General features: G+C 71.8%; 9 protein-coding genes. 2 read left to right on the top strand and 7 right to left on the bottom strand.

The window, feature by feature from the left end:
• Positions 1-149: 149 nt before the first annotated feature.
• The 3 genes from ACIRQP_RS19605 to ACIRQP_RS19595 form a co-directional block, all read right to left on the bottom strand.
• Positions 150-2,498, bottom strand: coding sequence for a glycosyl hydrolase family 95 catalytic domain-containing protein (locus ACIRQP_RS19605; protein WP_403891414.1), 2,349 nt, complete (start codon positions 2,496-2,498; stop codon positions 150-152).
• Between the two features lie 190 nt (positions 2,499-2,688).
• Positions 2,689-3,189 carry a hypothetical protein gene (locus ACIRQP_RS19600; RefSeq protein ID WP_403891411.1) on the bottom strand — a complete coding sequence of 167 codons (501 nt, stop codon included), beginning with the start codon at positions 3,187-3,189 and terminating at the stop codon, positions 2,689-2,691.
• Between the two features lie 104 nt (positions 3,190-3,293).
• Positions 3,294-3,536: a DUF397 domain-containing protein gene (locus tag ACIRQP_RS19595; protein ID WP_403891408.1), complete on the bottom strand. Its 243-nt coding sequence runs from the start codon at positions 3,534-3,536 to the stop codon at positions 3,294-3,296.
• Between the two features lie 346 nt (positions 3,537-3,882).
• On the opposite strand from ACIRQP_RS19595, the gene paaK reads away from it, so the two are divergent.
• On the top strand, positions 3,883-5,169 hold the full coding sequence (gene paaK / locus ACIRQP_RS19590) for a phenylacetate--CoA ligase PaaK (protein ID WP_403891405.1): 1,287 nt from the start codon (positions 3,883-3,885) through the stop codon (positions 5,167-5,169).
• Between the two features lie 19 nt (positions 5,170-5,188).
• Here the strand turns inward: paaK and ACIRQP_RS19585 are convergent, their stop codons facing one another.
• Both ACIRQP_RS19585 and ACIRQP_RS19580 read right to left on the bottom strand, forming a co-directional pair.
• Positions 5,189-6,727: a fatty acyl-CoA synthetase gene (locus ACIRQP_RS19585; RefSeq protein WP_403891402.1), complete on the bottom strand. Its 1,539-nt coding sequence runs from the start codon at positions 6,725-6,727 to the stop codon at positions 5,189-5,191.
• Positions 6,728-6,822: 95 nt separating this feature from the next.
• Positions 6,823-7,929 carry a calcium:proton antiporter gene (locus tag ACIRQP_RS19580; RefSeq protein ID WP_403891399.1) on the bottom strand — a complete coding sequence of 369 codons (1,107 nt, stop codon included), beginning with the start codon at positions 7,927-7,929 and terminating at the stop codon, positions 6,823-6,825.
• A gap of 156 nt (positions 7,930-8,085) precedes the next feature.
• On the opposite strand from ACIRQP_RS19580, the gene ACIRQP_RS19575 reads away from it, so the two are divergent.
• Positions 8,086-9,966: a serine hydrolase gene (locus ACIRQP_RS19575; RefSeq protein ID WP_403891396.1), complete on the top strand. Its 1,881-nt coding sequence runs from the start codon at positions 8,086-8,088 to the stop codon at positions 9,964-9,966.
• Between the two features lie 83 nt (positions 9,967-10,049).
• Here the strand turns inward: ACIRQP_RS19575 and ACIRQP_RS19570 are convergent, their stop codons facing one another.
• Entirely contained in the window at positions 10,050-12,374 is a 2,325-nt protein-coding gene (locus ACIRQP_RS19570) for a tetratricopeptide repeat protein (protein WP_403891394.1), read from the bottom strand.
• Positions 12,356-13,309, bottom strand: coding sequence for an oxygenase MpaB family protein (locus tag ACIRQP_RS19565; RefSeq protein ID WP_403891391.1), 954 nt, complete (start codon positions 13,307-13,309; stop codon positions 12,356-12,358). The genes ACIRQP_RS19570 and ACIRQP_RS19565 overlap by 19 nt, the downstream gene beginning before the upstream one ends.
• Positions 13,310-13,346: the final 37 nt, after the last annotated feature.

Raw genomic sequence — 13,346 nt, 5'->3', positions numbered from 1 at the left:
ATTCCTGTGGGTCATGGGAGCCGACGAATACGATCGCGGAGCCGCATGGCCCGGGGCCGCTCCCGACAGGGCCCCAGCCGCGCCGACCACAGATCGGGTCGGGCGGCCGGCCCCCGAGCGCGGCGCCGAGCCACTCGGACAGGTCCTCGTTACGGGGTGAACTCGTACGTCTGTCCCGCCGTCGCCCGGAAGATCCGCTCGCCGCCGGGCAGCAGTGTGCTGCGCAGGGTCAGGTTCGTCGTACGGCTCGCGCGCAGCGTGATCCGGCTCGCCCTGCCGCCGCTCCAGCTGATGTCGAGCGTGACGCCGCCGCGCGCCCGCAGGCCTGTCACCCGGCCGTTCGGCCAGGAGGCGGGCAGGGCGGGCAGGATCTCGATCGGGCCGTGCTGGCTCTGGACCAGCATCTCGGCGACCCCCGAGGTGGCGCCGAAGTTACCGTCGATCTGGAAGGGCGGGTGGGTGTCCCAGAGGTTGGGCAGGGTGGAGCTCTTGAGCTGCTCCGAGAGCATCTTGTGGGCGTGGTTGCCGTCCCGCAGCCGCGCCCAGAAGTTGATCTTCCATGCCTTGCTCCAGCCGGTCCCGCCGTCGCCGCGCGCGGTCAGTGAGACCTTGGCCGCCTCCGCCCATGTGCTGCCCGCGACGATCTGCCGGCCCGGGTGGAGCCCGAAGAGATGCGACACATGACGGTGGTCGTCGGTCCGGCTGTCGACATCGGTCTTCCACTCCTGGAGCTGGCCCCAGGAGCCGATACGGAGCCCGGGGTCGAGGCTGGCGAGGGCGGTCTCCAGCCGGGTACGGAAGTCGGGTGCGTCCCCCAGGGTCCTGGCGGCCTCCAGGGTGTTGGTGAACAGATCGTGCACGATCTGCTGGGACATCGCCGCGCCCGCCGTGAAGTCCCCGTGCTCCGGTGAGTAGCTGGGCGTGACGACGAGCTTCCCGTCGCGCGGGTCGGTGCGGAGATTGGCGAGCCAGAACTCCGCGGCCTCCTTCATCACCGGGTAGGCGGTGGAGCGCAGATAGTCGGTGGAGCCGTTGAACCGGTAGTGGTCGTAGAGCTGCTGGGTGAGCCAGGCCGCGGCCTCCGGGAACCAGAACGAGGTCGCCCAGTTGTGCACGCCCGTGAAGCCGAACGGGTTGGTCTCGTTCTGTACGACCCAGCCGGCCGAGCCGAAGATCTCCCGCGCGCTCACCCGGCCGGGCGCGCGCATCGCCTCGACATAACGGTCGTACGGAGCCGTGGTCTCGGCAAGGTTGGTGACCTCGGCGAGCCAGTAGTTCATCTGGAGGTTGATGTTGACGTGATAGTCGGCCGACCAGGGCGGGTTGGTGACGTTGTTCCACACGCCCTGGAGGTTCGCGGGCAGGGAGCCGGCCCGCGAGGAGGCGATGAGCAGGTAGCGGCCGTACTGGAAGAACAGCGCTTCGAGCGCCCGGTCGGCGGCGCCGGAGCCCCCCGTGTACTGGGTCAGCAGCTGGTTGGTGGGCAGGTCGGGGAGTTGCTGGCCGATGTCGAGGGAGACCCGGCCGAAGAGCGCGCCGTGGTCGTTCACATGGGCGGTGCGCAGGGCATCATACGAGCGGCCGACGGCCGCGTCGACCGCGCCGGTGACAGCTCCGTGCGGGTCGGCGCCCCGGTAGCGCGGATAGGTGTCGGCGTAGTCCGTACCGGCGGCGAGGACGAACCAGGCGCTGTTGGCACCGGTGACCGTGAGGGTGCCGTTCCCCGCGGTGACCCGGCCGCCGTCGGTCCGTACCCGGATCTGGGTCTCGAACCGCATCCCGTTGTCCTGGAGCGCGCCCCTGACGGTGAGCCGGTCGCCGCTCGCCGTGGCGGTGAAGTCGGCGCGCGGCGAGGTGTAGCGCAGGGTGAAGCCGATCTTTCCCGGCTGGTTGGCGGAGAACCGGCCGACGATGGCCTTGCCGGGGTAGGAGGCGAAGAACTCCCGTGTGTACGCGACGCCTTGGTGGGTGTACGTGACGGCGGCGAGCGCGGACGCGAGGTCGAGGGTACGGCGGTAGGAGCCGTCGGGGGCCGAAGGGGCGCCCGGTACGGCCAGTTCCAGATCGCCCAGTACCTGGTACGCGCCGAAACCGTGTTTCGGCTGGCCGAGTTCGGCGGCGACGACTTCCGGCGTGAGCTTGCCCTCGGTGTCGAGGCGTCGCTGTACGGAGGCGAGGATTCCGGGCCGGGGCTGGGTCCAGTTGCCGTGGTCGTATCCGCCGGCGGCCCCGGGGCCGCCGGTCCACAGGGTCTTCTCGTTGAGAGTGAGGCGCTCGGTGGCGAGGGTGCCGAACACGCTCGCACCGAGCGCACCACTGCCGATGGGCAGTGACTCGCGCTCCCAGTCGGCGGCGGGGGTGTGATACCTGAGCGTCAATTCATCGGAGGGGTTAACGGCGGCTGCGGCTCCGGATATTGCCGGAATGCCCAGCGTCAGTGCGCCCGTTACCCCAAGCGCGGACTTGATCGTGGTTCTGCGGCTCATCCCAGGGGTCATGGCAGGCACGGTAAAAGTCCGATGACTGAAATGGCAAGGGACATGACAAATTCGCTTCCGCCGGTGAGAACACGGCCGGAAAAGGGCCATGATCCACGCCGCGCGGGAGCGATCGGCTCCTGGCTCAGCCCTGCCGAGCCCCTGACTCAGCCCCGCTGTGCCCCTGACTCAGCCCCGCTGTGCCCCTGAGTCAGCCCTGCTGGAACAGCTCCGCGGGCAGCGGCTTCAGCAGCGCGTAGAGATCGTCCGTGATGGGCCGGTCCCAGCTGGCGATGGTCACCAGCACATCGTCGCTGCGGTCGAACTGCACACAGGAGATCCGGCTCTCCGAGAGCTTGAGGCGGCGCACGATCAGGAGGTTGTCCCCCTGCATCACCGGGATGTCCTCGGTGCCGGTCACCTCGACCGGCTCCTCGTTCTCCAGCGCCAGCAGCAGTTGCGCCACCTCGAACGGAATCTGCCCGTCGGCCAGCTCGCGGGCGGGTGACCCCGCGGGCAGATTACCGATGATCATCGCGGGGCCGCGGCCACCGAACAGGTCGTACCGGAGGAAGACACCCTGGCAGCTGCCATCGGGCGCGGGCAGCAGCCCCGCCCCCAGATTGCCGGGCCAGTCACCCGGGTCCATGGCCAGGACATCGAAGTCCGGGCCCGCGGGTGTGGCGGCGCTGCGGCGGCGGAGAAAGGACATCCCACCATGGTACGGGTTCGCTTCACTTCACCGGAGCCGGCCGCCCACGCCCGGTCGGCCGGGACACGCTCCTTCGGCCCCGCCGACTCCATCGGCCCGTTCCGTCAGGTGAGGTCGAACTCCCCCTCGCGCGCGTTGATCACGAAGGCCCGCCACTCGGCCGGGCTGAAGATCAGCGACGGGCTCTCCGGCCGGCCGCTGTTGCGCATCGCGATGAACCCCTCGACGAAGGCGATCTGGACGTCACCCGTACCCCGGCTGCTCGACTGCCAGTCCGCGTTGCTCAGATCGAGTTCCGGCTTGTCCCAGCCCGAAAGCGGCTTATGGGTGGTGGTGCTCTCAGCCACGTCCTGCTCCTCCCGCTGCGTCGTCCCTGGGCCACCCTATCGACCGGCGTCGGTCCCGGACAGGCCGCGCCGCGGCACCGGGCCATGCCCCGCGGACGAAGCCGCGGCGCCGTCATGTGCGGTGCGTCCAGCCGCGGTTCGCCGCCCACCAGGGCCGCCGAGGCAGGCAGCACACCGCCCCGGTACGGTGCGCCGCGCTCCTCGGCCGCCCGCGCGATCACCCCGCGTGGGCCTCGTCGCGGCTCTTGACGCTCGTCGGCACTCCTGAATTACTGATCCCGGGACGATCAACCGAATGATCGGTCGATCGGATGACCGCACTGTCCGAGGGACCGGGAGAGCGCCCATGACACCTCAGCTGGACGCGGCGGAACAGCTCAGCCGCGAGGAGCTGGCCGTACTGCAACTGGAACGGCTGCGCGCCACACTGCGGCACGCCTACGAGAACGTCGGCCACTACCGGCTGGCCTTCGACCGGGCGGGGCTGCGTCCCGAGGACTGCCGCTCGCTCGCCGATCTGGCGCGCTTCCCGTTCACCGCCAAGGCGGAACTGCGGGACAACTATCCGTTCGGGATGTTCGCCGTGGACCAGTCCGAGGTACGGCGCATCCACGCCTCCAGCGGCACCACGGGCCGGCCGACCGTCGTCGGGTACACCCAGCGGGATCTGGACACCTGGGCCGATGTGGTGGCCCGCTCGATCCGGGCGGCGGGCGGCCGCCCCGGGCACAAGGTCCATGTGGCGTACGGCTACGGGCTCTTCACCGGCGGACTCGGCGCGCACTACGGCGCCGAGCGGCTCGGCTGCACGGTGATCCCGGCGTCCGGGGGCATGACCGCCCGGCAGGTCCAGCTGATCCAGGACTTCCGCCCCGAGATCATCATGGTGACGCCGTCGTACATGCTGACGCTGCTCGACGAGTTCGAGCGCCAGGGCGTGGACCCCCGTACGACCTCCCTCCAGGTGGGCATCTTCGGCGCCGAGCCCTGGACTGAGGAGATGCGGCGCGAGATCGAGGAGCGGTTCGCGATCGACGCGGTCGACATCTACGGGCTGTCGGAGGTGATGGGCCCGGGGGTCGCCCAGGAGTGTGTGGAGACGAAGGACGGCCTGCACATCTGGGAGGACCACTTCTATCCGGAAGTGGTCGATCCGTTCACCGGGGAGGTGCTGCCGGACGGTGCGGAGGGCGAGTTGGTCTTCACCTCGCTCACCAAGGAGGCGATGCCGGTGATCCGCTACCGGACCCGGGATCTCACCCGGCTGCTGCCCGGCACGGCCCGGGTCTTCCGCCGGATGGAGAAGATCACGGGCCGGTCGGACGACATGGTGATCCTGCGCGGGGTGAACCTCTTCCCCACCCAGATCGAGGAGATCGTGCTGCGTACGCCGGGGGTGGCCCCGCACTTCCAGCTCCGGCTGACCCGCGACGGCCGGATGGACGCGCTGACGGTACGGGCCGAGGCCCGCGCGGACGCGACCTCCGCGCAGCGCGCGGACGCGGTGCGGGCGATCGCCGCGGCCGTCAAGGACGGGGTGGGGGTCTCGGTGGCGGTGGAGGTCGTGGATCCGGAGACCCTGGAGCGCTCGGTGGGCAAGATCAAGCGGATCGTGGACCTCAGATCCCACTGAGCGGATCCCGGGCGGCGCCTCAGGAGCGGCCGAGGCGGTCGCGCAGCTCGCGCTTGAGGATCTTCCCGCTGGCGTTGCGCGGCAGCGCCGCCACGAACACGATCCGCTTCGGGGCCTTGAAGTGGGCGAGCTTCTCGCGGGCGTGGGCGAGGAGTTCGGCCTCGGTGACCTCGCCGCGCGGGACGACGACGGCGGTGACGGCCTCGATCCAGCAGTCGTCGGGCACTCCGACGACCGCGGTCTCGGCGACGCCGGGATGGGTGTAGAGAGCGTCCTCGACCTGCCGGGACGCGACCAGCACCCCACCGGAGTTGATGACGTCCTTCACCCGGTCCACCACCGTGTAGTAACCCTCGGCGTCCCGCACGGCGAGATCCCCGGAGCGGAACCAGCCGTCGCGGAACGCCTCCGCCGTCTCCTCCGACTTGTCCCAGTACCCCGCGCAGAGCTGTGGCGACCGGTAGACGACCTCGCCCGCCGTCCCGTCCGGAACGTCCTCGCCGCTCTCGTCGACGATCCGTGCCTCGACATGACGGACGGGCCTGCCGCAGGAGTCCATCCGGCCCTCGTGCTCGTCGGGTCCGAGGACCGTGGCGAGAGGGCCGATCTCGCTCTGTCCGAAGCAGTTGTAGAAGGCGAGCGAGGGCAGCCGCGCGCGCAGCCGCTCCAGTACGGGCACCGGCATGATCGAGGCACCGTAGTACGCCTTGCGCAGCGCGGTCAGATCGCGCGTGGTGAACTCGGGGTGCCGCGAGAGGCCGATCCACACGGTGGGCGGCGCGAAGAGACTGTCCGCACGGCCCGCGCCGATGAGTTCGAAGATCGTCCCGGCGTCGGGTGCGTCCAGGATCGTGTTCTCCGCGCCGACCGCGAGATACGGCAGCAGGAAGACATGCATCTGGGCGGAGTGGTAGAGCGGCAGCGAGTGGACCGGCCGGTCGCTCTCCCGCAGGTCGAGGGCGGTGATGGCGCTGGCGTACGCGTGCACTTGGGCGCGGTGCGTCATCATGGCGCCCTTGGGCAGCGCGGTGGTGCCCGAGGTGTAGAGCAGCTGGGACAGCTCGCCGGGGTCGCCGGCGCGTTCGTACGGCCTCGGCGCGGCCAGTGCCGCGAGCAGCGAGTCGTCGGTGTCACGCAGCGCGCGTACCGGGACGCCGCCGGGCACTCGCGCGGCGAGGCCCGGATCCGCGAGCACGAGCGTGCTGCCCGACTGCTTCACGAGATAGTCGAGGTCCTCGCCGGTGAGGTGCTGATTGACCGGTACGTGGACGAGCCCGGCCCGCGCGCAGGCGAGGTAGGCGATCAGATAGACGTCCGAGTTGTGGCCGTACGACGCCACCCGGTCGCCGTCCGCGAGACCGTGTCCGCGCAGCTCGGCGGCGGCGGTGGAGACGGCCGTGTCCAGCTCCGCGTAGGTCCAGGTGCGGTCCGCGTACCGTACGGCCACGCGGTCGGGCACCCGGGCCGCAGAACGGCGCACCACGCCGTCGACGGTACTGTCGAGCAACTCCCGCAGGGGGTCGTCGGATTCCGGCGCGGTGTGGTCCTCGGCGTTCATGGCGCGATCCTCCGGGCAGCCGCGGGCCGGGTCAACCCCCGGGCCCTCGGACCCGCCGGGTCCTGTCCGGGTCGTGGTCCAGGTCATGGTCCGGGTCATGGGCTGATGGCGAGGAAGACGAACGCGGCGAAGATCCCCAGATGCACCCCGCCCTGGAGCAGCGTGGCCCGGCCCGGGGCGACGGTCAGGGCGCCCACCACCACGGTCAGCGCGAGCAGCACCATATGGACGGCGCCCAACCCGAGCACCAGCGGCCCGCTCAGCCAGATGGTGGCGAGCGCGATGGCCGGGATCGTCAGACCGATGCTCGCTATCGCGGAGCCGAGTGCCAGATTGAGGCTGGTCTGTACGCGCTCGCGGCGGGCCGCGCGTACGGCGGCGAGGGTCTCGGGCAGCAGCACCAGCAGCGCGATGACGACACCGACCACGGCCTGTGGCAGTCCGGCCGACTCCACACCCGACTCGATCGTGGGGGACACCGCTTTCGCGTCCCCGACGACGGCGATCAGCGCCACGATCAGCATCACCAGGCTCAGGACGGCCGCACGGCGGGTGGGCAGCGGGGCGTGCGAGCTCTCCTCCTGTACCTCCCCCTGCTGGGTGACGGGCAGGAAGTAGTCGCGGTGACGCACGGTCTGTACGGCGACGAAGAGCCCGTACAGGACGAGTGAGGCGACCGCGGCGAAGCCCAGCTGCGCGGACGAGAACTCGCCGCCCGGCTTGCTGGTGGTGAACGTCGGGATCACCAGGGTCAGTGTGGCCAGGGTGGCGACGGTGGCCAGCGCGGTGCCCGTGCCCTCCGCGTTGAACACGGCGACCCTGCTGCGCACCGCGCCGACCAGCAGGCAGATGCCGAGAATGCCGTTGCAGGTGATCATGACGGCGGCGAAGACGGTGTCACGGGCGAGTGAGGCGGTCTTGTCGCCGCCGTCGATCATCAACGTGACGATGAGCGCCACCTCGATGACCGTGACCGCGACAGCGAGGACGAGTGAGCCGAAGGGTTCCCCCACCCGGTGGGCGACGACCTCGGCGTGGTGCACGGCCGCGAGCACGGCGCCCGCGAGACAGAGGGCGACAAGCGCGACCGCGAAGCCCGACAGGCTGCGCCCCCAGCTGAGGACCAGCGCGACCAACGCGAGCAGGGGCACCACCACGGGCCACTGGGACACCAGTGACCTGATGCCGACGCTCGTCCTCATGCGCCACACGCTGCCAGAGGTGCTGGTGGTGCGCGCGGTGGCGGCACCGTACGGCGACTCCGTCCCGTCGCCCGTGATGCGGTGTCAGTTCCCCTGTGGTAAGGAGTCCTGACGGTGAGGTCCCGAAAGAGACGACGTTCAGGGGAGGGCTGCCGAATGGCGCAGGACCGGGCGGACGGACAGGGAGCGAGCGGTACGAGCGGTACCGAGGGCGGCGCGGGGAACGACGTACGGAGCGGGGGCGCGCGGCCCGGTGGGATAAGCCGGCGCAGGCTGGGCGGCGGGGTGCTGGCCCTGGGCGGGGCGCTCGCCGTGGCGCCGATCCCGTTCGCCGACGGCCCGGCCCGCGCCGCCGCGGCAGAACCGCGTGGCGGGTCCGGCAGCACACGACGGACGACGCTGCGGCACGGCTCCGCCGAGCGGGCCGGTCTCCTCCCCGGCCGGCTGGACCAACTGGTCGACGAGGCGACGGCCTTCCTCGGCCCCTCCCCCACGCACCCCTGGTACGCGGGCGCCGTGCTGCTCGCCGCGCGCGGGGGAACGGTCGCCCTGCACCGGCCGATCGGTGCGGCCGTGCGCTACTCGGCGTACGACGAGAAGACCGACACCGGAGTGGAGCTGCCCCCCGAGCGGCGGATCGCGATGGCCGAGGACACGGTCTTCGATCTCGCCTCCCTCTCCAAACTGTTCACCTCGATCCTCGCCGTCCAGCAGATCGAGCGCGGAGCACTGGAGCTGACGGCCCGCGTCACCACGTATCTCCCGGAGTTCGGGCGGGCGGGCAAGCAGGACGTGACCGTGCGCCAGCTGCTGACGCACACCTCCGGTTTCCGCGCCTGGGTCCCGCTCTATGCGGCGCCGACGTACGAGGGCAAGCTCCAGTTGCTGTGGAACGAGGCCCCGGTGAACCCGCCCGGCACGGTCTATCTGTACTCGGACCTCAATCTGATCTCGCTCCAGCTGATCCTGGAACGGATCACCGGTCACACCCTGGACACCCTGCTCCGCGACGAGATCACCGCTCCGCTCGCGATGCACCGCACGCGCTACAACCCGCCCGCCTCCTGGAGACCGAAGATCGCCGCCACCGAGGACGCGCGCCTGCCGTGGTCAGGGCTCGACCGGGGGCTGGTGTGGGGCGAGGTGCACGACGAGAACGCCTACAGTCTCGGCGGGGTCGCGGGCCACGCCGGGGTCTTCTCCCACGCCTGGGACCTGGCGATCCTCGCCCGTACGCTGCTCAACGGCGGCGCGTACGGCCGGGCCCGGATCCTGCGGCCCGAGTCCGTGGAGCTGATGTTCACCGACTTCAACTCCGCCTTCCCCGGCGACGCCCACGGACTGGGCTTCGAGCTCTACCAGCACTGGTACATGGGCGCGATGGCCACCCCGAGCTCGGCGGGCCACACCGGGTTCACCGGCACCAGTCTCGTCCTCGACCCGACGACCGACTCGTTCCTGATCGTGCTCGGCAACTCGGTGCACCCCGTGCGGAGCTGGCGGTCCGGCAGCGCGCCGCGCGTCGCGACGGCCAACCGGATGGCGCGCGCCGTCGCGGTGCGGCCCGCGCGCGGCCGTACCGCGTGGTTCTCGGGCATGGCGAGCACCACGACGGCCACGCTGACCCTGCCCCCGGTCACTGCCCGCGCCGGGGTGCTGCGCTGTTCGCTGTGGTGGGACACCGAGCCGGACGCGGACGGGCTGTTCCTGGAGGCGTCGGCCGACGCCGGGAAGAGCTGGCGGCCGGTGCCCTTCACGACCGTAGGCACCGGGCAGGAGCCGCTGGCGCACCCGGCGGGTTCGGCCACGGGCTGGTCGGGGCGCGACTGGCACCGGCTGACCGCGGATCTGGCGGCCTGGCGCGATACGGCGGTACGGCTGCGCTGGCGGTACACGACGGACCGGCTGTACGTGGGACGGGGCGCGTACGTGGACGGGCTGCGGATCGAGGACGGTGGGCGCCCGGTCTTCGACGAGGCGCGGCGCAAGGACGCGGCGCGTATCGAGGCGGCCGGCTGGGTGGCGTCGGAGGACTGATGGAGGCCGCCCCACCTGTGCGCGCGGCCTCCGTCGGAGGACTGATGGAGGCCGCGCCACCTGCGCGTGGCCTCTTGAGCCGCTCAGCGGCCCCTGGTGCCGTGCTGCTGGCGCAACGCCGCGACCTGGCGGTACAGCTCCACGGCCTCGGCTCCCCGTCCCAGCTGTTCCAGGCAGTGCGCCTCGTCGTTCCTGGCCGCCAGGGTGTCCGGGTGGACGGGGCCCAGGACCCGGTCCCGGGCCTCGGCGACCCTGCGGTAGACGGTCAGGGCCTCGGGCCAGCGGTCCAGCCAGCCCAGGCCGACGGCGATCTCCCGGCGGCTGACGAGGGTGTCGGGGTGCTCGGGGCCGAGGACCTGCTCCCGGGCGGCGCACACCTCGCGGGCCTCGGCGAGGGCCTCGTCCCAGCGGGCGAGCCGGCCCAGGTTGACCCCGAAGCCGTGCCGGGCCCGCAGGGTCTCCGGGTGCAGCGATCCCTGGATACGGACACGGTCGGCGACGAGCCCGCGGTACAGATCGAGCGCCTCCTCGCTGCGGCCCAGCCGTCCCAGGCTGATGCCGATCTCGTAGCGTGCGGAGAGCGTGTCGGGGTGGTCGGGGCCGAGCGCGCGGGCGCGGACCGCGGCCACCTCACGGTAGGCGCCCAGCGCCTCCGGCCAGCGGCCGAGCCGCCCCAGCGCGTAGGCCACCTCGTACTGGCTGACCAGCGTGTCGGGATGGTCGGCGCCGAGCACCCGGGCGCGGGCCACGGCGACCGCTTGGGCCAGCCGGTACGCGTCTTCCAGGCGTCCGAGGCGGCTGAGGTTGTACGCCAGGTTGTGGCGGCAGCGCAGGGTGTCCGGATGGTCGGGGCCCATCGTGCGCTCGCGGGAGGCGAGCACCGCGGCGAACACCTCGTGGGCCTCGAAGTGCCGGCCGAGCTGCCCCAGCGCGTACGCCGTCTCCTGGCGGGCCGCGAGCGTGTCCGGATGGTCCGGGCCGAGCGCGCGGGCGCGCCCCTCCGCGACGCGGCTGAACTCGCGCAGCGCGTCCCCGGTACGCCCGGTCATGCTGAGCGTGAACCCGACCTCGTACCGGCCGGCGAGGGTGTCGGGATGGTCGGGGCCGAGGGCGTATTCACGTTCAGCGGCGACCGCGCGGTGCACCTCGCCCGCCTCCTCCCAGCGGCCGAGCCGGCCGAGGCTCAGACCGGCGTTGTGCCGGCTGACGAGGACCGCGAGCTGCTCGGGGGACGGGGTGGGCCGCGCGGCGGCCGGATACGTTCCGGCGGTGGCGCGTGGATCGGCCGGGCGGGTCCACTCGCCGGTGAGGCCCGCGGTGTGGTCGGGCGGGGTGGGCCGCAGCACGGACACACCGGTCGCCTTGTGACCGGTGGTCATGGAGCGGGCCCAGGACGGCAGCCGGGAACCGTCCGGCGGCGGCCCCGAGCCGCCCGCGCCGTAGGGCGCGGGACCCCTGTCCCACACGGGGAACGCCGGAGGTGTGTGCGGTCCGGTGCTCACCGGGCCCGTGCTCCCGGGCGCCGTGCTCCCCAGGACCGTGCCCGCCGGGCCCGGGGCCGTGCGCGCGGCGCCGATCCGGCGCCGCAGATCCCCCGCGTCGGTGGGCCGCTCATCCGGTGTCTTGGCCAGCAGGTCGAGGACGAGCCGGTCGAAGAACTCCGGTAGTTCCGACCGGTGCTTGCGCGGCGGCTCGGGGATCGTGTCGCGGTGGCCGACCAGTACCGCCCAGGCGTCGCCCAGATCGAACGGCGGGGCGCCGGTGGCGATCTCGTACAGCACACAGCCCAGTGAGTAGAGATCGCTGCGGTGATCGACATGGCCGGCGCCGATCTGCTCGGGCGACATGTAGTGCGGGGTGCCCATCGCGATGCCCGTGCCGGTCAGTCGCGAGGTGAAGCCGATGTCGTGGCCGAGCCGTGCGATGCCGAAGTCGCAGATCTTCACCGTGCCGTCGGCGAGCCGCATGATGTTGGCGGGCTTCAGGTCGCGGTGGATGATGCCCTGGCCGTGGGTGTACGCGAGGGCGTCCGCGACCTGGTCGGCGATGTCGACGACATGGGGCACCGGCAGCGGATGCTGCTGATTGTCCTCGAGCAGCTGGCTGAGGTTGCGTCCGTCGAGCAGCTCCATCACGAGATAGAGCACGCCGTTGTCCTCGCCGAAGTCATGGACGACGGTGACTCCCCGGTGCTGGAGAGCGGCCGCGACCCGCGCCTCCCTGCGGAACCGCTCCCGCATGATCCGGGTGAAGGACTGGTCCTGCTGCGGACCCAGCGGCTTGAGGCACTTGACCGCGACCTGCCTGCCGAGCGACTCGTCGCGGGCCCGCCATACCTCGCCCATCCCCCCGCGCCCGATCTGATCGAGCAGCCGGTAGCGGCCTTGGATCAGCCTGGTGTCCGCCATCGCGTGCTGTCGCCCCCGTCCCCTCGCTGCGCCCTCCCCGGCCCGTCCAGTATGGCCGTCCCGTCCTGGAGTGTGTACGGGGCGGGGCGGGTGTCGGGGCCGAGCCTGGCCATTGCCCGGAGAATGTGCTTGGGCGGCAGCTGCCACCGCACCCGGGCGGGAATGAGGCGCAGCAGGTTTCCGGTCGCGGTGAGCCGGTGGGTGACGGTCTCCGGATCGGGCGCGGGTCTGCCGTACAGCTCGTGGGCGTACGGCGGCAGCGACGCGTAGGCGAGCGCGGCCACCCGTCGCCACAGCAGCCCACGGGCCGGGACGAGCAGGGCCGGGACCGGCGGCCTGCGCAGGAAGTCGTCGATCTCACGCGCCTCGGGTCCGCAGGCCAGCTCGGGACGCACCTGTGCGAAGTACTCGGCCAGCTCGGCGGTGGTGGCCGGGACCTGGTCCGGATCGAGGCCGACCAGCCGGGCGCCCTCGCGGTGTTCGGACACATAGCGGTCGGCGAGCGCGTCGCCGAGCGGGATGCCGGAGCGGCGCACGACCTGGAGATACGAGTCGACCTCGGCGCAGTGCACCCAGAGCAGCAACCCCGTTTCGTCGACGCCGTAGCGCTCGCCCGTCGCGGGGTCGGTGGCCGTGAGGCGGCGGTGGATGGCGCGGACCCGGGCGCCGGCCCGCTCGGCGGCCTCGGTCGTGCCGTAGCTGATGGTGCCCACGAATCCGGCGGTACGGCGCAGCCTGCCCCAGGCGTCGCGCCGGAAATCGCTGTTCTGGGTCACGCCGCGCACCGCGCGGGGATGCAGCGCCTGGAGGTAGAGGGCGCGGATGCCGGCGATCCACATGACCGGGTCGCTGTGCAGCTGCCAGGTGACCGAACGGGGTCCGAAGAGCCCGGGGTCGGGGGCGGGATCGGTGGCGCCGGTGCCGGTCTCGCTCATGTCACGCCTCCCGGGCCTGTCGTGGGCCGTGCGTTCG

The organism is Streptomyces sp. NPDC102274 (assembly GCF_044766385.1).
In the GTDB taxonomy this organism is placed as follows: Bacteria; Actinomycetota; Actinomycetes; order Streptomycetales; family Streptomycetaceae; genus Streptomyces.
The sequence above is the reverse complement of the archived record's forward strand: the minus strand, read 5'-3'. Positions and strand labels throughout refer to the sequence as shown.